This is a genomic window from Bacillus ectoiniformans (assembly GCF_016908875.1).
Classification (GTDB): Bacteria; Bacillota; Bacilli; order Bacillales; family Domibacillaceae; genus Bacillus_BX; species Bacillus_BX ectoiniformans.
In genome coordinates this window covers 209742-228967 of record NZ_JAFBES010000002.1, presented here as the reverse complement: position 1 = coordinate 228967, position 19226 = coordinate 209742, and the positions used below count along the sequence as shown (strand labels likewise).

Sequence of the window (19226 nt, the reverse complement as noted above, 5' to 3'; positions counted from 1 at the left end):
TGTCTCTTTTTTTCAAAAAATATAATAAAGAATCCGTTCTAAGAAGGGGGCAATATAATTGAAGAATAGAGAGGATACGGAGAAGAACTTTTTAGAGTACATTAAAAAAATGCAGGCCTACAAGGAAGCGCTTCATTTAATATTTTGGGATTTACGGACAGGAGCACCGAAAAAAGGGAGCCAGCAGCGGCTAGAAGTGATCGGTGTGCTGTCGGAAGAGCTGTTTCAAATGTCGGTGTCGGAGGAAATGGCCGCCTATATTGCCACACTGTCTGCTAAACATCAACAGCTTGCCCCGCCTATTCAAAAGCTTCTCGAAGAAACGAAAAAAGAATATGAGAGAAGCAAGAAAATCCCGGCAAGAGAATATCGGGAGTATACGATGCTCCAGTCCCAATCTGAATTGATATGGGAAGAAGCGAGAGAAAAAGATGATTTTGAGCTTCTAAGACCCTATTTAGAAAAAATTGTGGATTTCAAGCGAAAGTTTATTAGTTATTGGGGTTATAACGAACATAAATATAATACGCTATTGGATATATACGAGCCTGGAATGACTGTCAGTGTAGCAGATGCTGTGTTTGAAGAATTAAAAGACGCCATCTTACCGCTAGTTGACCAAATTAAGAACAAATCGTTGCCGTTTGATACGGGCTTTTTGCATAAACCATTTCCTAAAGAAAAACAAAGAGAATTAAGCGTAGAGCTCTTAAGGAAATTGGAATATGATTTTGAAGCAGGGAGACTCGATGAGACCGTGCATCCTTTTGCGATAGGGCTGAATCCTGGCGATGTTCGTATAACGACTAGATACGATGAAATGGATTTCCGAACGGCGCTCTTTGGCACGATCCATGAATGCGGGCACGCCATTTATGAGCAGAATATTGCGGAAGAATTAATAGGGACTCCTTTATGTCAAGGAGCTTCAATGGGTATACATGAATCCCAATCGCTCTTTTATGAAAATATAATTGCAAGAAGCCGCGCTTTTTGGAAAGATAATTACGAACGTTTACAAGCTTATAGCAGTGGACAATTCGATGGAATATTGCCAGAGCAATTCTATCAAGCCATTAATGAATCTAAACCTTCTTTCATCCGAATCGAAGCAGATGAATTAACTTATTGTCTTCATATTATTATTCGATATGAAATAGAGAAATCATTAATTGAAGGAGAAATTGAAGTAAAAGATTTACCGGAACTCTGGAATAAGAAATATGAATCGTATCTCGGAATCACTCCTGACTCCTATACAAATGGGGTGCTGCAGGACGTTCATTGGGCGGGGGGAGACTTTGGTTATTTCCCATCTTACGCATTTGGGTATATGTACGCCGCGCAATTTCATCAAGCGATGAGGAAAGAACTTCCTAATTTTGACTTATTAGTAGAAAAGGGCGATTATTCGCCTATTAAACAGTGGCTGACAGAACATATTCATCAATTTGGGAAAATGAAAACACCGCTAGAACTCATTCGTGATGCAACGGGTGAAGAGCTGAAGGCCCAATATTTAATTGACTATTTAACTGAGAAATACAACAATATCTATCAATTGAATAACAATTAGGTAATTAATCAAAAAGAAGCCTTCAAACAACGAAGGCTTCTTTTTACTGAGCTTCTACCAAAGTTTATATCCTTTTGAACCAAGCGGTCCAGACTGGAACATATCCATGAATGGAATGGTGTAAGCGACTAAGATTAAGGCTACAGTGACTGTCAGCCAAATTTTCCAGTTTTCTAAAATCATTGGTGTTTTTTCAGCGTTTGGTTCTACTTCTCCAATAGGGAATTCTTCTTCGCCTTTAGGAGCAAACCATGCCAAGTTAACAAAGATGATTAAAACTAAGATAATACCTGCAAAAAGAATTGTTCCTCCAACCGCCTGTGCGATTTGATAAGGAATCCACTCCATTGCCTGCGGTGCATCGCCATAAGTCGAGAAGGAAGAGCGTCTAGGAGCTCCAAGCAATCCTACCCAGTGCATGGCACCTGACATAATTGCCATACCAAGTGTCCAAGTCATCGCTTGAACGATCGCTAATGTGTTCATCGCAGGAGTTAATACACGTCCTGTTAAATGAGGGATAAGCCAGTAAGCGATCCCGAAGAATGTCAAAACAACAGATGTAGCTAATGTTAAATGGAAGTGTCCTGTTACCCAGATTGTATTATGAACGACTTGGTTCATCTGGTTGGAAGCGTTGATCAAACCGCCAGCTCCGGCAGGGATGAACGCGGCCATGCCAATGAATGGAACAACAAAGCGCGCATCGCCCCAAGGCAGCATTCTAAACCAGCCGAACACGCTTTTAGCTCCTTTAGAACGGCCGTATAATTCAAAGCTTGCAAAAAGACTGAACGCTGTCATTAGTGAAGGGATGACAACCATAAATGTTAAAACAACTTGAAGGAATTTCCAGAACGCGTCAATTCCCGGCTCGACTAGCTGATGGTGGAAGCCAACAGGGATCGAGAATAGCAAGAACAAAATGAATGATAAACGAGCAAGAGAGTCAGAGAAGATTTTTCCTCCAACTACTTTTGGAATAACGACATACCAGCACATATAAGCAGGCAGCAGCCAGAAATAAACTAATGGATGCCCGAAGTACCAGAACAATGTACGGCTGATTAATACGTCTACACGCTCCACTAAACCAAGTGACCAAGGCAGCAGCTGGAATAATACTTCAGCTGCAACTCCGAGAGTCGCCACAAACCATAGCGCAACATTGATCACGGCCATAAAGGTCATCAACGGGCTCGGCTGACCAGGGTTTTGCTTGCGCCATTCCATATATTTTGCCACTTGTGCAAAGCCGACAATCCAGCTGCCGACAACAACGAATGTTAAGCCAAGGTAAAAAATCCAGTGTGCTTGCAATGGTGCATAAAATGTATAAAGGACAGTAGCTTCATTTAATAAAATCATTGCAGCAGCCATTGCTGTTCCAATGAGCATCACCCAAAAACCGATCCACGCAGCTTTGCGCTGACCATTCGAAAGGGTGCCGGACGTGCGGCTAACCGCTGCCAGCTGGAAGCCGAGGATAAAGAATGTAGTTAAAACAAGGCCAAGAAGAACGCCATGTACAGTTAATACTTGATAGTAACCAATGTTTGCTGGTAATTCAAACCGTCCTGAACGGACAAATACTTGAAGCAATCCCGCCAGCCCGCCAAGAGCAAGGGCGGCAAAAGCGACATACATATGGGCCATCGCCAGTCGGCCATCGCGGCGATCTACTTTCACTATAGGTGTATTCATTCTTTTTCCACCACCTTAAACATTGATTTCATTGTGTGATGCCCTGTGCCGCAATACTCATTACAGATAACCAAGTATTCACCAGGTTTAGAAAATGTCGTGACATATTCACTGATGTAACCAGGCTCTAGCATCATGTTGATATTTGTTCCAGCTACTTGAAAGCCATGAACGACGTCTTTAGTTGTAGCAATAATTTTCACTTTAGCTCCTTCAGGAATCTCAACTTCCCCAGGGCCATAATAAAAGGCGGAAGCAACAACGACCAATTCGTAGTCCCACTCTTTTCCTTCTACTTTCTTTAAGCCAGGTTCATTAAATGGCTTAATTTGATCAACTTGCTCATAATTAATAATGGCTTTCGCGCTCGGAGGCTGATGCCCTTGGTGAAAGGCGCTGATGCCCAAGATCACCAGGAAAATTATTAATGAGGCTAAACCGAATGTCAGCCACCATTTTTCATAACGATGAATGTGCATGAATGATTACTCCTTTCAATTAAAAACGACCTAAAAATAAAGCGAATACACCAAACCAAGTAATGACAAGAAATAATCCTAATCCAAAAACTGAATACAAAGTTCCTTTTAGTGATTCCGGATCTTCCTGGTTCACTTTGATTTCTGTTTCCTGGGACTCTTTTGTTTGTAAGTTTGCCAAGGAACTCACTCCTTCCTGTTAGTTACATCTTTAAACCTATCTTAAAGATAGAAACGGAATGTATCTGTGACAAATATCACATATACAAAAGATTTTTGTGAAATAAGTGTGAAGATCTTAATATTTCAATAGTTTGATAAATTCTTCAATTAAATAGAAAAAGTGAACCTAAAAACAAATCACGAATATTTTAAAAAATAAATTTAAAAATGTTCGTATTTATATTGAATTTCTATTTAATATTGTTATAATATGACTATATTAATAATTTTCGCTCATATAAAGGCAGGGATATGGCCTGCAAGTTTCTACCGGGTTACCGTAAATGATCCGACTATGAGTGAGCAGTGGACGAAATGTACTCTTTTTTGTTATTTCGTCAACCCAAAGGGCATTGCTTCACTCAATTTTTGAAGTGTGGAATGATCTTTGGGTTTTTTTGTGCCCAAATGATCGCTTACAGTATAGGAGGGCATAACAATGGAAAGTTTAAAGTCTATGATTCAGACAGAGGGAAAGGTTCTATCTAACGAAGTGTTGAAAGTGGATTCTTTTTTAAATCACCAGATAGATCCGGTTCTTATGAAGGAAATGGGAGAAGAATTTGCCCGCAGGTTCGAGAAAGAGAAGATCACTAAGATTCTAACGATTGAATCGAGCGGAATTGCGCCAAGCTTAATGGCAGCATTAAAACTGGATGTTCCATTAATTTTCGCTAGAAAACGTCAATCACTTACATTAACAGAAAATTTATATACAGCCGATGTCCATTCATTTACTAAAGGTGTGACTAGTAAAATTGCTGTGGCTATGCCATTTATTGATCGAAATGACCGCGTGTTGATTATTGATGACTTCTTGGCAAATGGACAGGCAGCGTTAGGTCTGCTAGATATTTCCAGGCAAGCAGGAGCGGAAGTCGCAGGAATTGGCATTGTGATTGAAAAGGCTTTTCAGCCAGGAGGAAACGATTTGCGGCAGCAAGGGGTGAGAGTGGAATCATTAGCGAGAATTCAATCACTTGAAGATGGCCGTGTTGTCTTTAAAGAGGAGGTGTCCGTATGAAGACATCAAGAATAAAAACTGCCTCTCTGGGTTTGCAGCACGTGCTAGCGATGTATGCCGGAGCTGTAATTGTTCCTTTAATTGTCGGCGGTGCGCTAGGATTGACCCCGGAGCAGCTTACATATTTAGTTTCAATTGATATCTTAATGTGCGGAATTGCCACATTTCTGCAGGTGTACAAAGGCAAAGCATTTGGCATCGGCTTGCCGGTCGTTTTAGGCTGTACGTTTACAGCAGTCGGCCCGATGATCGCAATTGGTGGTTCCTATGGCATTTCAGCCATTTATGGAGCCATAATATCATCAGGACTTTTTGTCTTGCTGGTGTCTTCTTTTTTCAGCAAGCTCGTCCGGTACTTCCCTCCTGTCGTTACGGGATCAGTTGTAACGATTATTGGGATCACGCTTATTCCTGTCGCGATGAATAATATGGCGGGGGGAGTGGGCAGTCCTGACTTTGCTTCTTTGCCTAATATTGGTCTTGCGTTCGCTACATTATTTTTAATCATTGGCTTGTATCGTTTTTTTAAAGGGTTTATTCGCTCCATTGCCGTTTTAATCGGCTTATTGGCTGGAACGGTCTTGGCTTTCTTTATGGGGAAAGTGGATTTTACACCAGTAAAAGATGCGTCTTGGTTTCATATGGCGCAGCCATTTTATTTTGGAACCCCTACGTTTGAGTGGACAGCCATATTAACGATGATCTTAGTTGCGATGGTCAGTTTAGTCGAATCAACTGGCGTATATTTTGCGGTAGCTGATATTTGCAATGAAAAAATTAAGGAAAAAGATTTGGCAAAAGGGTATCGTTCAGAAGGTTTAGCTATTCTATTTGGAGGCCTGTTCAATGCATTTCCATACACCGCATTTTCTCAAAACGTCGGATTAATGCAAATGTCAGGTGTGAAATCTAAAAACGTGATCTACTATACAGCGGCATTCTTAATCATCTTAGGGTTTGTTCCTAAAATTGGTGCTTTTACGACGATCATTCCGCCTGCTGTCCTTGGAGGCGCCATGGTAGCCATGTTTGGCATGGTTGTGGCACAAGGAATCAAAATGCTCAGTCAAGTTGATCTGACTTCTCAGGAGAATTTATTAATTATTGCTTGTGCAGTTGGAATGGGACTTGGGGTAACGGTAGTGCCAGACTTATTTTCAAGCTTGCCAAAAAGCCTGCAAATTCTAACGGGAAATGGAATAGTTGCCGGAAGCATGACAGCTATTGTTTTAAATATTGTATTTAATGAAATCGGACAAAAACAAAAAAGAGTCATTAAGCTTAATGAACAGAGAGTTTCCTAAACGGAACAAGCGCCTGAATTTAATTCAGGCGCTTGTTTTTATAGGGGTGAAAAAAGCTTCGCCATTGAACGAAGCTTTTTTGTTATTCTTGATTTTCAATATTTAAGACAATGAGAAATTCTCCAGCGTTCTCAAACTTGATTGGGAGCTGAATGGCTTTTTTAAATCCGTATAATTTAGAATTCCCTACAATAATTGTAGGCGGGGTAATATCAATGGTTATTCCTTTTTGGAAAAGATTTGAGCCGAGGTTCCCAGCCACCATATTTCCGAGCTCGCCTGAAAAAGATTCGATCATTTCTCCTTCGATAGGCATACCGAACATAACGGAGCCGAGCTTTCCAAAGCCTTCTGCCGATCCTTCAATCATCAGCCTGCCTGGCAAATCACCAGTAATGCCGACGAATACGCCAATAGATTCATGTTGAAAAGGTTCTTGAGTTAAAGAGGGGCTTCCTACCGTTACTGGAACCGGAATGACACTTTTGATAACTTCAATCACAGAATTTAAAGTGCTAGTAATCGTTGCATTTGTGCTCATAATTTTCCTCCATCTGGTGAATAACTATATAATAGCATAAATTTCACAGGTATAAAGTATTAAATGAAGGGGTTTACTGGATTTTTTATGAAAAATTTATGTCCGGAACAGCGGATGATGTTTCGGGTGGATCGGAGAGGTGTCTATGTCTAAAATCTTATCAGTCGGCACAGCTTGTCCTGATTATCAAGTAAAGCAAGAAGACGTGGAGAAGTTTGTCCTTCAACTATTTGAGAAGTCGTATCCTAATATCAAAAGGCTGCTGCCTGTATTTAAAAATGGCGGAATCCAAAAGCGGCATTTGGCCAAGCCGATTGAATGGTACGGTAAGCAGCATACTTTCAGTGAAAAGAATCAGCTGTTTATTGAATCAGCTGTTGAATTATGCATAAAGGCTATTAACGATTGTTTTAAGCCAGCAGAAGCGGCCTATCAAGACATTGATGCCATCTTTATGATCAGTACAACCGGGATTTCTACTCCCAGTTTAGAAGCAAGAATCATGAATCAGCTGCCTTTTCAGCCAACAGTCAGGCGCGTGCCAATTTGGGGGCTTGGGTGTGCTGGCGGAGCAGCAGGGCTTTCAAGAGCACATGATTATTGCAAAGCGTATCCTTCTTCTAATGTATTAGTGATTGCAGCCGAACTGTGCAGCCTGACATTTCAGCCCCAGGACTTATCAAAAAGCAATATGATTGGCACTTCCTTATTTTCGGATGGAGTGGCGTGTGTGCTTGTTTCAGGAGAAGAGAGCGAATTGTCTAAACGGTCAATTGGGTTGAAGCCGTCCATGCTTAAAACTCAATCTGTTTTAATGAAGGATTCATTAGATGTTATGGGCTGGGATGTGAGGGATGAAGGGCTGTATGTCATCTTTTCTAAAGATATTCCAACGATAGTAAAAGAGTGGGTTCACCCGCAAATAGAGCAATTCTTGCAAAGTGAAGGACTGACGATCGAAGATATTCAGCATGCCGTCGCTCATCCAGGAGGAGAAAAAGTGCTTCAAGCCTATGAAAACAGTCTAGGGTTTTTGCCGGAGAAAATCGCTTTGTCTAGAAAAGTGTTATCTCAATATGGAAATATGTCTTCTGCGACAGTTCTATTCGTTTTAAAAGAATATCTTGAAAACGGTATCCAAACGAATGATTTGGGACTTCTGTTTGCACTTGGACCCGGTTTCAGTTCAGAAATGATCTTAATGAGGTGGGAGTAATGTTTCAGCTGTTCTTTATCATATTAGCCTGTCAAAGATTAGGTGAACTTCTCTACGCCCGCAGAAATGAAAGATGGATGAAAGCTAGAGGGGCGGAGGAATTTGGCCAAAGCCATTATCCTTTTATGGTCATGATGCATCTATTGTTCTTTGTCTCTCTCTATGCGGAAGTAACGGTGTGGGGAAAAGAACTGTCACCTTTGTGGCCAGTTTTACTCCTGCTATTTGCAGTGCTGCAAGCCCTGAGAGTATGGATTATATTATCCATGGGGTATTTCTGGAACACGAAGATCATTGTGTTAAAAGGCAGCAACGTCGTGTCAAAGGGACCGTTTCGTTTCTTGAAACACCCTAACTACTTCGTTGTCACACTCGAATTTATCGTCATCCCTCTCTTGTTTCAAGCCTATTTCACACTTATTTTGTTTTCTATTTTCAATCAAGTCATTCTCTATATTCGCAAACGTTCAGAAGAAGAAGCGTTGAAACAGGGAACAAATTATCAACAGATTTTTCAGAAATAATCAAGTTGCTATTGAAAATCATTCTCGGCCGTGTTATTATTTGATTGAAGATGATAGTTATTCTCAATTAATAACATAAGGATGGTGCAATCAATGGTTTGGATGTTCGTTGCAGCAACGGTAGTGGGATATGGCGGCTTGATGAAATACGTTATGGATCATGTTTCAAATCCATCAGCACCCCATAACTAAAACAAAAAATAGACATTTACATATGAATGAACAATATTTAAAGGCCCAATTCAGATGAATTGGGTCTTTTTGTCTCTCGCAGGTGACGGTGTCAATCTTTTACATCAATGTTAGCATGTTCTGTTAAACCGCAAGCTTACACTGCGTTATCTGAAAATATGAACATTTTAATGATAGGAATGTGTGTAGAAATCATATACAATAGAATGATAACAAAAGACACAAAATGTTAACAAAAGACACAAAATGTTAACTTTTTGAATAAGGGGATATGACAGAATGGTACTTGCAGCTGCACAAAAACCAATGACTCAAATCATCGCAAAAACAGTCAGCCTGTATGAATTGTTTTCGAAATACGGAGATGAAGAACGGGCTGAAAAAGCAAAGCTATTTTTAAGAAAGCTCCATGAAGAAGAGTTTATCGTTGCGTTCTGCGGACATTTCTCGGCCGGAAAGTCTACGATGATCAACGAATTAACGGGTGAAAAACTATTGCCTTCAAGCCCGATTCCGACGAGTGCTAATCTTGTAAAGATCCATCAAGCCGAAGAAGATTTCGCAAAGGTTTATTATAAAAATAAGGAACCATTATTATTTACCGCACCTTACCGTTTTGAGAAAGTAAAAGAGTTCTGTAAAAACGGAGAAGAAGTGGAAACGATTGAAATTGGGCATAGCGAGTCAAGCCTGCCGCCGGAAGTAACGGTAATGGATACACCAGGTGTGGATTCTACAGATGATGCCCACCGCATTTCAACTGAATCGGCTCTTCATTTAGCGGATATGGTCTTGTATGTCATGGATTATAACCATGTACAGTCAGAGCTGAATTTCATTTACACGAAAGATCTTTTATCACATGGAGTCAAGCTGTACTTAATTATTAACCAAGTGGATAAGCATCGTGAAGAAGAACTGGCATTCACAGATTTTCAGCAATCAGTCTATGATTCATTTGCTTCATGGAATGTTCATCCTGAACGCTTTTTCTTTACAAGCTTAAAAAACCGAGATTTGCCATATAACGATTTTGATGAAGTGAAAGAATTAATACATACGAGTATGAGAGACAGAGAAGAGCTGTCGATTCATTCCGCCAATACAATGGTCAGCCGCTTAGTGAGCGAGCATCTCCATTGGCTGAAGGAAACGCAGCAAGAGCAAAAAGAAATCAATTTAGAGCTGCTGGGGGAGGCGTGGGATGAGGAAGAGATCATCCAAAATGAAGAGAAGCTGAAAGAGCAGCTCAATAATAAGGACGCATTAGCTGCGTCAAAAGAGTATGAGGCAAACCGCGCGAAGGTTTTAGAAAACGCCTACTTAATGCCTGCTACGACGCGGGATTTGGCTAAATCCTATTTAGAGTCTGTTCAGCCTGATTTTAAAGTAGGCCTCTTTTTCAGCAAAAAGAAAACGGAAGAAGAACAAGCCAGACGTCTAAAGATGCTAATGGATGATTTAAAGGAAAAGACGGAGGCGCAGCTTGAATGGCATCTTCGCCAAGTCTCAGCCAAGTGGCTGAAAACAAGCGGTCTGATTCATGATGGATTGCAGCTAGAAGCAGAAGAGCTGACAGTGCCGTTTGATGAAACGGTCATTACTGAAACGGTAAAGCCAGGCGCGCGGGTGACGGGAGATTATGTCCTTAATTATTGTGATGAGGTAGCGGCTAAACTGAAGAGAATTGCCAGAGAGGAAACAGATGATTGGAAAGATGAAGTAGTTGTTCAAATGCAGCAGCAGTTTGCGGAGGATACGAAGAAGCTTAAAGAAACATGGTCTGTCTGGAATGAAAAACGCGTGGCGATCGAAGAGTTAAGCCAATTGGAAGATACAGAGAAGAAACGTCAATCTGATCTTGACCATTTACTCAATCAGCCAGAACTTGCGATTCCTGACCGCATGGAGGCACTTATCAAAGAATGGAAAGAACAAAATGAAAAAGTGGCGATCTTTGACGGCCAGGAAGACATAGTTGAAAAACCAGTTGTGGAGGAAGAGGTAAAAGCTGCAGCTAAAACAGAGCGTCAAGAATCACCGGCGACTGCTGTGAGTGACACCGTTTCCAAGCTGAAAAAGATGGGGAAAGAACTTGACGGCATCCCAGGCTTCCAGCGGTTTATTGATGGCTTAAAACAAAAAGCGGATCGTTTGGAACAACAAAAATATACAATTGCCTTGTTCGGTGCGTTCAGTGCGGGGAAATCTTCTTTTGCGAACGCCATGCTTGGTGAAAAGGTCTTGCCTGTTTCACCTAATCCGACAACGGCTGCCGTGAACCGGATTCATCCGCCGACAGACGAGTTTCTTCATCGTACGGCTGCGGTTCACTTGAAAACAGAAAACCAGATGCTGAAAGATTTGCAGCATTCACTCGAACTCTTTTCTGTCGAGGCACGTACGCTTTCAGAAGCGAATCAGCTGATTCCGAAACTCCTTCAAACAAATGATGGGGAAGGCCGGGAAAAGATTCATTTATCCTTCTTAAAAGCATTCCATGACGGCTTTATGGAATATAAAGATCAGCTAGGAGAAACGCTGACGGTAGATCTGCCGTCTTTTCAAAGCTTTGTCGCCAACGAAAAGCAAAGCTGTTTCGTTGAATCAATCGACCTTTATTTCGACTGCGAGTTTACAAGACAAGGCGTGACGCTTGTTGATACTCCAGGCGCGGATTCAATCAATGCCCGGCATACTGGTGTCGCATTTGAATACATTAAAAATTCTGATGCCATTTTGTTTGTCACTTACTATAATCATGCGTTTTCCAAAGCAGACCGTGAATTCCTGATTCAGCTCGGCCGTGTAAAAGACGCGTTTGAACTGGATAAAATGTTCTTTATCGTCAATGCCATTGACTTAGCTGAAGACGAGGAAGAATTACAAGACGTACTTACTTATGTGCAAGATCAGCTTGTTCAATACGGCATTCGATTCCCGAGATTATTCGGTGTTTCCAGTCTTCAAGCCATTCAAGAAGCGGAAAGAGGGGAACTCGATCATCCTCATTCTAATATGCTGCCATTCAAACAGTCTTTCCATCAATTTTTAAATGGTGATTTAGCTCAGATGGCCGTGCAGTCAGCAGAGGCAGAGTGGAATCGCGGCTTAGAACAGCTGCGCCAGCTTGTTGCAACAGCTAAAGAAAATCGTGATAACCGAGAGCAAAAGACACAGGAGCTTAACAGTCAAAATAACAGTGTCCAAACGCACTTATCATCCGAAACACCTGCTTTAATGGAAAAACGTCTGTCTCAAGAAGTGAATGAATTAATTTATTATGTAAAACAGCGCGTGTTTTATCGATTCTCTGATTTCTTTAAGGAATCATTTAACCCGGCCGTTTTTTCTGGCAATGGGAATGTGAAGGCTCTCTTAAATCAATCGCTGAAAGAGCTTCTAGATTCGGTTGGCTACGATTTAGCCCAAGAAATGCGAGCAACGAGCTTACGGGCAGAAAATCATACGCACCAGCTGTTAAATGAAAAGTATACAAATTTACAGCTGCATTATCAGTCCATCCAGCCTCAGCTTCTGTTCACGCCGATTGAATGGACATCTAAAGAAACACCTGAGTTTGTGACTGCTTTTCAAGAGGAGTCGCTCACGAGATTCAGCCAGGCATTATCCGTATTTAAAAATGCCAAATCCTTCTTTGAGAAAAATGAAAAGCAAGTGATGCAAGCGCAGCTTGAAGACATTTTATCTGAACTGGCCGATCAATACTTGGAGACTCAAAAAGAGATTTTGTGGAATTGGGTCAATCAAGAGCTGCAGGAAGGCTTGCAGCTGATTAAAGAAACAATTGCCTCAGACAGCTCTGAACAATTTGCAGCATGGCTTGAAGTTTTGGATCGTGCGGAGAATATCGAAGAATGGGAGCAAAAGGTTATTGAGCTCGCCAGATAAACGAAAGCAAGTAGTTGATCAATTTCATTGCTGTGCCACATGCCGCCATTTTGAACCGTCAAAAACAGCCAATGGAATGAGTTACTTCTGCAGCCGGCTGGGGTACGAGACCCAGCCGAGCTACAAATTTAACTGCTGGAGCCCAAAGGATCAAGTCGTTCAACTGATGAAGAAGAAACTTGAAGATCAAGAGTTGAATGACGAAAGGGAGGAATAGATAATGAAGCCCATCGTATCATTAGAGTGGCTGTCTCAGCATTTAGGTGATGAACAGCTGGTCATTGTTGACTGTAGATTTAATTTAGCTAATCCTGAAGTGGGGGAAAAGGAGTATCAGGAAAGTCATATTCCTGGTACATACTACGCTCATTTGGACCGTCATCTTTCGGGTGTAAAGCAAGCTCATGGCGGCCGGCACCCGCTTCCGGCAATGGAGGATTTCAAACAGCTGGTTGAATCGTTTGGGATTGATGAAACGAAAAAAGTCGTCGCTTATGACTCAGGAGAGATGATGTTTGCAGGCCGCTTTTGGTGGCTGCTCTCTTACCTTGGCCACCCGGATGTTCATATTTTAGACGGTGGCTTTAAAGAGTGGGCGAAGAAAGGGTACGAAGTGACGAGCGAGATCCCTAACATGGGTTCAGCTTCATTTACAGTCAATCTAAATAAGGAATGGCTGGCATCTATTGATGAGGTGAAGAGCATCGTTTCAGGTGAAAAAGACGGACAATTAATAGATTCCAGGGCGCCTGAACGGTACAACGGGGAAGTGGAGCCATTAGACCGTGTGCCTGGCCATATTCCAGGCGCCGTCAATCACTTTTTTCTAGAAGGTTTAACAGGGGCATTCTGGAAAGAACCCAATGAGCAGCAAAAAAGATTCGATTCACTCGATAAAAACAAGCCTGTCGTTGTTTATTGCGGATCAGGCGTGTCTGCTACGCCGAATATTATGGCATTAAAGCAAGCCGGCTTCCAGGATGTAAAATTGTATGCTGGCAGTTATAGTGATTGGTCTTCTTATGAAGAGTTGCCGATTGCGAAGAAATAGCCAAAAAGACGGTCCGTTGTGAAAACGGAGCGTCTTTTTTTGAGCAATTGGAAAGAAGGTTCTTAAGAACTAGCAAATTATGATATGATATGCCTTGAGGTGACAAGATGGAAAATAGAGAACATGTATTATTAGTAGACGGAATGGCCCTATTATTTCGGGCGTTTTTTGCGACGTCGATCAGCGGCCAATTTATGATGAACTCCAAAGGCTTGCCGACAAATGGCGTGCAAGGATTTATGAAGCATTTATTATTAGCGGTTGAGAATAAACGGCCGACTCATGTTGCCGTGTGCTGGGATATGGGAAGCCAGACATTCAGAAATGAACTGTATGATTTATATAAATCGAATAGAAACGCACCTCCAATCGAATTAATCCCCCAGTTTGATTTGGCGAAAGAAGTAGCTTCCGCATTTGCACTGCCAAACATTGGTGTAGCAGGCTATGAGGCGGATGATTGCATCGGCACGATTGCCAAAAAGGAACAAAGGCAAAGAAAGGTGACGATTCTAAGCGGTGATAAGGATCTATTACAACTTCTTGATGATCAAATTGAAGTCATGCTGCTTCAAAAAGGGTTCGGCAATTATTTAACCCATTCCACACAAAGCTTCTATGAACAATACCAAATTACGCCGGAACAGTTTATTGATGTGAAAGCATTAATGGGAGATCCAAGTGACGGCTATCCTGGAGTAAAAGGAATTGGTGAAAAAACGGCGTTTAAGCTTGTTCAGCAATTTGAAACAATCGATGGCATATTGGAAAATCTTGCTTCTTTATCTCCCGCGCAGCGCCGGAAAATCGAAGAGAATTTAGATATGCTTCATTTATCGAGAAGACTTGCAGAAGTGAATTGTTCTGTTCCGCTTGATTGGAAGGTTGAAGAGTCGATATGGGAAGGCATCAGCCCACAAGCAGAAGAAGCGGTAGAAGAATTAGAATTGAAAGTGTTAAGAAAATATTTAATAGGGGCTAAAATGGCATTAAACCAGAGTGAAATCGGAAGCCCTTTTTTATAAACAGCTTAGGTGGGGATCGAAGTGGAGAAAGATAAAAGTATTGGGGATTTCTTAATGACACTTGAAGGCAAAGGGTTTAAGTTCACGGATGATATGATTGCCTTTATTTATTTCGGAAAAAAATTTACTGATGCCACTGATGAAATGGTTTCGGCTGCGGTGGAAATCACATTAAAAGTTCAAAAGCACTTCGACAGCAGTTTTTTTCTGTCTATCTTAGAACGTTTGAAAGAGCAAAAGATTTCCGAACGGCACGAGGCGATTTATTATGCAAAAACGCAAGGATTACTGTAAGTAGTAGAGTAAAAGAACGAAAGAGTAAAAGCACCATGCGGATTTGCATGGTGCTTTTACTCTTTTATTTATGCAGGGCAGACTTGGAAAAGAACATCCTTTGGATAGGCAATTCTGCCAGCAGCATACCGAAGAAGATGAATAAACATCCTGCAAATCCGGCCGCATACAATCGTTCATCAATCCACAAGTAAGCTGTGATCGCACCAAACACGGGCTCCATCGCTAGAATAAGCACTACTCGAGTCGGAGAAGTGAATTTTTGGGCATACGTTTGGATAAAGAATGCCAGTGCGGTTGCTAATATGGCCGTAATAAATAATGCAGACCACACTGAAAACTGGCCAAGATTAGCCGCCGTTAGCGCTGTCTGCCAATCTTCCATTACGAATCCTCCAAGCAAACAAAAGATAGCTACAGACAAAATTTGGACGAAAGTCAGCGCCAGAGCAGACGATGATTTAGCGTAAGTATCTGTAAAAATAATATGTAGAGCAAACCCGAATGCGCAGATTAATACAAAAAAGTCACCGATATTAAAGCTTCCCGCACTGCCATTTGTCAGCAAATAAAGACCGGTAGCGGCCATCAATGATCCGAGCATTGCACTTGCTGAGGGCTGTTTTTTGAGCAGAATAAATGCTAGGATCGGGACAAGCACGACGCTCAGTCCGGTGATGAATCCCGTTTTTGAAACGGTGGTGTATAATAATCCAATCGTTTGAAAGGCATAGCCTATAGTCAGGCAGACACCAAGAATCGCGCCATTCCTCCATGTCTCTTTCGTTAACAAGCGAACCTCTTTTCGAAAGGCCAGAATGACTAGTAAAATAACAGCAGCAAGCGAAAACCGCAGCCCGTTAAATAAAAGCGGGGGCAATACGGCAATGGCATTTTGAACAATGACAAACGTCACTCCCCAAATAAAAGCCACAAATAATAAAGATACATCTGCCAACCATTTCATGATTATGTCTCCTCATTCAACTGAATAGCCTGACGAGCCAAAGCATCAGCTTTATTTTCTTTACTAGGCACCCATTTGACGAAGAACAATGGGAATTGTTTAGATAAGGTCAATATTTGCTCGAGCAATGGCTTATAAGACTGTTTATGAATATATTCTTTCTCTATGGCTTGAACGACGGTTTGAGAATCACTTCGGAGTGAAATAGTGTCCGCCTCTAGCTCGCTCAAAATTTCTAAAGCTTTGATGACTGCTATAAATTCAGCTTCATGTGTATCTTTCATTCCAAGAGGAAAGGAATATCGCTTGACTTCTCCATTATTTTTGATGAAAATGCCGGCTCCAGCCCAACCGGGATCCCCTTTGCTTGCTCCATCTGTATACACCTCATACATCATAATTCCTCCTGTCCCATAGCTGTAAATTTTACGGAATAATTCCAATGCTTGCAACAAAAAATATACTACCCCGAGAGGAGCAGTATATCTATTTAGGAAATCGTTTCGCGATATAGCCAAATGGAGTATCCACTAATGCAATCAGCCATTTAAGCAGATAAGTTGTCAGGAAGATCTCAAGCCATACATCAGCTGGAAAAGCGCCGATAAACGCAATGCTTGTAAATACAAGTGTATCAAGAAGCTGGCTGATCATCGTACTGCCGTTGTTGCGAATCCAAAATTGAGATTCTTTTGGAAATTTATTTTTTAAATAAGAAAAGATATATACATCCGCAAACTGGCTGACCAAGTAGGCTGCTAGACTTCCAATAGCAATGCGCGGCATAAGGCCGAATAGCTGTTCCATCGATCCTTGAGCAAAGTCAGACGGATGGGGTTCAAAGACTAGCACCATTTGCATAATGACCGTCATCATCAGCAAAGTAAAAAAGCCCAGCCACACGGCTTTTCTGGCTGCCTCTTTTCCATAACGCTCATTTAATAGGTCTGTGGCCAAAAAGACTGTCGCATACATCGTATTCCCGAGTGTCGCTGTCAATCCAAAGACTTCAATTGTTTTAACGACTTGCAGGTTGGCTAAAATAGTGGCTGTGCCAATCCAAACATATAAGCCAGTCCGGCCAAACATTCGATACATCGCTAAAAATATAGTAAAGTTAATAATAACGAAAAGGACTCCAAACCATTCGTTGAACATGTGTGACCTCCCTGCATGAATAATGCTTGATCTATCATAAGATAAAGTACAACGTTCATTATACAAAATCAAAACAAATGGTCAATAAGAAAGAAGGGCTGAACATGAAAATGAAAATCAAATGGACGTATTCTTTTAAAGGACGGAAGACAGATTTTGAATCGGATTGGATGGAAAAAAGTGAAGTTCTTCCGATCGTGAATGATCTGCAAAAGACAGGAAGAGTAAAAACATTATCGATTATGGATGAATTGCATAATGAATGGACACTTAAAGAGTTTGCGAAACTGGATAAACAGCTTGATGAAGAGCCGTCAGATGTGCAGCTTTTCTTTGATGGGGGATATAATCTTTCCTTAAATGAAGCGGGTATTGGGGTAGTGATTTATTATAAAAAGAATGATAAAAACTACCGAGTTCGGATGAATGAACGATTAATGCAGCTGGAGTCAAATAATGAAGCAGAGTATGCGGCGCTGCACAGAGGAGTCATGATGCTAGAAGAAATAGGTGTGAAACAAGTGCCTGTCACAATCTTTGGCGATTCAAATGTCGTGTTAAAGCAGCTCTCAGGAGAATGGCCTTGTTATGAAGAAGTGCTTAACACGTGGCTTGACCGGATCGAATTGAAGGTTAAGGCGATGGGAATTGCACCTCTTTACAATCCCATTGACAGAAAGGAAAATAAAGAGGCGGATAAGTTAGCCACCCAAGCGCTAGAAGGAACATATGTAAACAGCCACTCGGTCATAGAGTAGAAAAAAAGAGAGGTCCTATTGAAAGGTGTGACATGTTTGGATAGGAAACAATTGTATTTAGAAGTGGAAGACCTGCTTCAAACATACTGTGATCAATGCTTATTAAAAGCAACATTTCGAAAAGAGCATGGAAAAGCATATGCACATAAATTTTGTATTTCCAAGTGTACAGTAGGGGAAAAGCTTAAACGCTGTGGCGATCAGCTTTCCAAATAAAAAAGCCGGCCAATTGGCCGGCTTGCTATGCTTTTAGTTAATATTAAAGTTTGTTAACGTTAGCAGCTTGAGGTCCGCGGTTTCCTTCTACGATTTCGAAAGAAACTTCTTGGCCTTCTTCTAGAGATTTGTAACCGTCACCTTCGATAGCTGTGAAGTGTACGAATACATCTTCTCCGCCTTCAACTTCGATGAAACCGAAACCTTTTTCGTTGTTAAACCATTTTACTTTACCGTTTTGCATATTAATGAATCCTCCTAAATCTTCGAAGCACATTTGTCAAATGTACTCAAATCAAAATATTTACCACCAAATACTTCTTTTTCAGAAACTTTAGTGATATTGCCATTATACAACATTGCAAAAACTGGGTCAAGAATTCGAAAAGGGAAGTGTCTTCGCAAGTAAAAGAAAATAATCCTGTCCGCTCTTAGCCAATGTGTTACAACATTTAGATTATTTAAGAGCGATAGATACTAAACCTTGTACAATGCGCTCATTTTTAGTAAACTTTTAATGATGAGTGAATTTCGGGAGGAAGTTTATGCCTACACCTAGCATGGAAGATTACATAGAACAAATTTTTTTATTAATAGAACGCAAAGGCTATGCACGTGTATCTGATATTGCTGAAGCATTGTCGGTTCATCCGTCATCAGTAACAAAAATGGTGCAAAAGCTTGATCGTGACGATTATTTAGTATATGAACGCTATCGCGGGCTGGTTTTAACTCCTGAAGGAAAAAAAGTAGGCAAACGATTAGTGGAACGGCATGATTTATTAGAGCAATTTCTGCGGATGATCGGTGTGAAAGAAGAGCATATCTATGACGATGTTGAAGGAATTGAACATCACCTTAGCTGGGATTCTATCGATCGGATAGCGGATTTGATTGAATATTTTAATGAGAATCCGGCGCGAGTTGAGCAATTGCGTGCCATTGATAAGAATAATAAAGAATAAATTCGTCAGGAAACTGGCGTCTTTTATTTTTATACATCTTGAACATTAGCGGTAGGAGCTTAATCGCCAGTTGTCCGGAACAAACGGAAGCTGGCGTT

21 protein-coding genes and 1 riboswitch are annotated in these 19226 nt (G+C 41.1%); of the genes, 13 read left to right on the top strand and 8 right to left on the bottom strand.

Annotated features, from left to right (window positions below; genetic code table 11):
• The first annotated feature begins 58 nt into the window (after positions 1-58).
• Complete coding sequence (locus tag JOC78_RS04325; RefSeq protein WP_275581992.1) at positions 59-1576, top strand: carboxypeptidase M32; 1518 nt, start codon at positions 59-61, stop codon at positions 1574-1576.
• Positions 1577-1630: 54 nt separating this feature from the next.
• Here the strand turns inward: JOC78_RS04325 and JOC78_RS04320 are convergent, their stop codons facing one another.
• From JOC78_RS04320 to JOC78_RS04310, 3 genes are read right to left on the bottom strand one after another with little or no spacing between them, the layout of a single operon-like run.
• A complete protein-coding gene (locus tag JOC78_RS04320) occupies positions 1631-3280 on the bottom strand; it encodes a b(o/a)3-type cytochrome-c oxidase subunit 1 (RefSeq protein WP_204553256.1) in 1650 nt (549 codons plus the stop codon).
• Positions 3277-3759, bottom strand: coding sequence for a cytochrome c oxidase subunit II (locus tag JOC78_RS04315; RefSeq protein WP_204553255.1), 483 nt, complete (start codon positions 3757-3759; stop codon positions 3277-3279). The genes JOC78_RS04320 and JOC78_RS04315 overlap by 4 nt, the downstream gene beginning before the upstream one ends.
• 19 nt (positions 3760-3778) lie before the next feature.
• Positions 3779-3940: a cytochrome c oxidase subunit 2A gene (locus JOC78_RS04310; protein ID WP_204553254.1), complete on the bottom strand. Its 162-nt coding sequence runs from the start codon at positions 3938-3940 to the stop codon at positions 3779-3781.
• 255 nt (positions 3941-4195) lie between these two features.
• Positions 4196-4297, top strand: a riboswitch (purine riboswitch).
• Positions 4298-4420: 123 nt separating this feature from the next.
• Here JOC78_RS04310 and JOC78_RS04305 point away from each other — a divergent pair.
• Entirely contained in the window at positions 4421-5005 is a 585-nt protein-coding gene (locus JOC78_RS04305; protein WP_204553253.1) for a xanthine phosphoribosyltransferase, read from the top strand.
• Positions 5002-6309, top strand: coding sequence for a nucleobase:cation symporter-2 family protein (locus JOC78_RS04300; RefSeq protein WP_204553252.1), 1308 nt, complete (start codon positions 5002-5004; stop codon positions 6307-6309). Before JOC78_RS04305 ends, JOC78_RS04300 begins: the two co-directional genes overlap by 4 nt.
• An 82-nt stretch (positions 6310-6391) precedes the next feature.
• Here the strand turns inward: JOC78_RS04300 and JOC78_RS04295 are convergent, their stop codons facing one another.
• On the bottom strand, positions 6392-6850 hold the full coding sequence (locus JOC78_RS04295) for a chemotaxis protein CheX (RefSeq protein ID WP_204553251.1): 459 nt from the start codon (positions 6848-6850) through the stop codon (positions 6392-6394).
• A 145-nt stretch (positions 6851-6995) separates the two neighbouring features.
• Here JOC78_RS04295 and JOC78_RS04290 point away from each other — a divergent pair, with 145 nt between their 5' ends.
• From JOC78_RS04290 to JOC78_RS04260, 7 genes are all read left to right on the top strand, one after another.
• Positions 6996-8066, top strand: coding sequence for a type III polyketide synthase (locus JOC78_RS04290; RefSeq protein WP_204553250.1), 1071 nt, complete (start codon positions 6996-6998; stop codon positions 8064-8066).
• Positions 8066-8590: an isoprenylcysteine carboxyl methyltransferase family protein gene (locus tag JOC78_RS04285; RefSeq protein WP_204553249.1), complete on the top strand. Its 525-nt coding sequence runs from the start codon at positions 8066-8068 to the stop codon at positions 8588-8590. Before JOC78_RS04290 ends, JOC78_RS04285 begins: the two co-directional genes overlap by 1 nt.
• A gap of 471 nt (positions 8591-9061) precedes the next feature.
• Positions 9062-12694 carry a dynamin family protein gene (locus JOC78_RS04280; protein ID WP_204553248.1) on the top strand — a complete coding sequence of 1211 codons (3633 nt, stop codon included), beginning with the start codon at positions 9062-9064 and terminating at the stop codon, positions 12692-12694.
• Positions 12678-12911 carry a hypothetical protein gene (locus JOC78_RS04275; protein WP_204553247.1) on the top strand — a complete coding sequence of 78 codons (234 nt, stop codon included), beginning with the start codon at positions 12678-12680 and terminating at the stop codon, positions 12909-12911. Before JOC78_RS04280 ends, JOC78_RS04275 begins: the two co-directional genes overlap by 17 nt.
• A gap of 3 nt (positions 12912-12914) precedes the next feature.
• Positions 12915-13745: a sulfurtransferase gene (locus tag JOC78_RS04270; protein ID WP_204553246.1), complete on the top strand. Its 831-nt coding sequence runs from the start codon at positions 12915-12917 to the stop codon at positions 13743-13745.
• Between the two features lie 107 nt (positions 13746-13852).
• Positions 13853-14770: a 5'-3' exonuclease gene (locus JOC78_RS04265; RefSeq protein ID WP_204553245.1), complete on the top strand. Its 918-nt coding sequence runs from the start codon at positions 13853-13855 to the stop codon at positions 14768-14770.
• A gap of 21 nt (positions 14771-14791) precedes the next feature.
• A complete protein-coding gene (locus JOC78_RS04260; protein WP_338023165.1) occupies positions 14792-15064 on the top strand; it encodes a DUF6123 family protein in 273 nt (90 codons plus the stop codon).
• Positions 15065-15128: 64 nt separating this feature from the next.
• On the opposite strand, the gene JOC78_RS04255 is transcribed toward JOC78_RS04260, so the two are convergent.
• From JOC78_RS04255 to JOC78_RS04245, 3 genes are all read right to left on the bottom strand, one after another.
• Positions 15129-16031: a DMT family transporter gene (locus JOC78_RS04255; protein WP_204553244.1), complete on the bottom strand. Its 903-nt coding sequence runs from the start codon at positions 16029-16031 to the stop codon at positions 15129-15131.
• Positions 16032-16033: 2 nt separating this feature from the next.
• The gene (locus JOC78_RS04250) at positions 16034-16426 is read right to left on the bottom strand and encodes a ribonuclease HI family protein (RefSeq protein ID WP_204553243.1); all 393 of its coding nucleotides are present in this window, start codon (positions 16424-16426) and stop codon (positions 16034-16036) included.
• 91 nt (positions 16427-16517) lie between these two features.
• Positions 16518-17189, bottom strand: coding sequence for a queuosine precursor transporter (locus tag JOC78_RS04245; RefSeq protein ID WP_204553242.1), 672 nt, complete (start codon positions 17187-17189; stop codon positions 16518-16520).
• Positions 17190-17293: 104 nt separating this feature from the next.
• On the opposite strand from JOC78_RS04245, the gene JOC78_RS04240 reads away from it, so the two are divergent.
• Positions 17294-17947, top strand: coding sequence for a reverse transcriptase-like protein (locus tag JOC78_RS04240; RefSeq protein ID WP_204553241.1), 654 nt, complete (start codon positions 17294-17296; stop codon positions 17945-17947).
• Positions 17948-17983: 36 nt separating this feature from the next.
• Entirely contained in the window at positions 17984-18163 is a 180-nt protein-coding gene (locus JOC78_RS04235; protein ID WP_204553240.1) for a zinc-finger domain-containing protein, read from the top strand.
• Positions 18164-18206: 43 nt separating this feature from the next.
• Here JOC78_RS04235 and cspD read toward each other — a convergent pair whose 3' ends face one another.
• A complete protein-coding gene (gene cspD / locus JOC78_RS04230; RefSeq protein ID WP_204553239.1) occupies positions 18207-18407 on the bottom strand; it encodes a cold-shock protein CspD in 201 nt (66 codons plus the stop codon).
• A 301-nt stretch (positions 18408-18708) separates the two neighbouring features.
• Between cspD and mntR the strand changes: the two genes are divergently transcribed.
• Positions 18709-19128 (top strand): transcriptional regulator MntR, encoded by a 420-nt coding sequence (gene mntR / locus JOC78_RS04225; protein ID WP_204553238.1) that lies wholly within the window; start codon positions 18709-18711, stop codon positions 19126-19128.
• Positions 19129-19226 lie beyond the last annotated feature (98 nt).